Annotated in this window: 1 protein-coding gene; it reads right to left on the minus strand. The window is 63.0% G+C overall.

Annotated elements, in window-relative coordinates; genetic code table 11:
- Positions 1-551: GTP-binding protein (locus ACEN8I_RS24120; protein ID WP_413331191.1), on the minus strand; the 551-nt coding region annotated here is incomplete at both ends.

The raw sequence follows: 551 nt of genomic DNA on the forward strand, positions 1-551 counted from the left end.
TCCAGGGCTTCGGCGAGCTTGAAGATCGCGCCTTCGCCGAGTTCGCCCTTGTCGCCTTCCATGGCCAGCTTGGCCGAGCCGTGGATGATGGGGGTCTTGTCGCCGGGGAAGTCGTACTTGTCCAGCAGTTCGCGCACTTCCATTTCAACGAGTTCGAGCAGTTCGGCGTCGTCAACCATGTCGCACTTGTTCAGGAACACGATGATGTAAGGCACGCCCACCTGGCGGGCCAGCAGGATGTGCTCGCGGGTCTGGGGCATGGGGCCGTCGGCGGCCGAGCACACCAGGATCGCGCCGTCCATCTGGGCGGCGCCGGTGATCATGTTTTTCACATAGTCGGCGTGGCCTGGGCAGTCCACGTGGGCGTAGTGGCGATTCGCCGTTTCGTACTCGACGTGGGCGGTGTTGATCGTAATGCCGCGCGCTTTTTCTTCCGGTGCCGCGTCAATTTGGTCGTAGCCCTTGGCTTCGCCGCCGAACTTCGATGCCAGAACCGTCGTGATCGCCGCCGTCAGCGTCGTCTTGCCATGGTCCACGTGGCCAATCGTGCC

It is taken from the genome of Polaromonas sp. CT11-55 (assembly GCF_047303325.1).
Taxonomy (GTDB): Bacteria; Pseudomonadota; Gammaproteobacteria; order Burkholderiales; family Burkholderiaceae_C; genus Polaromonas.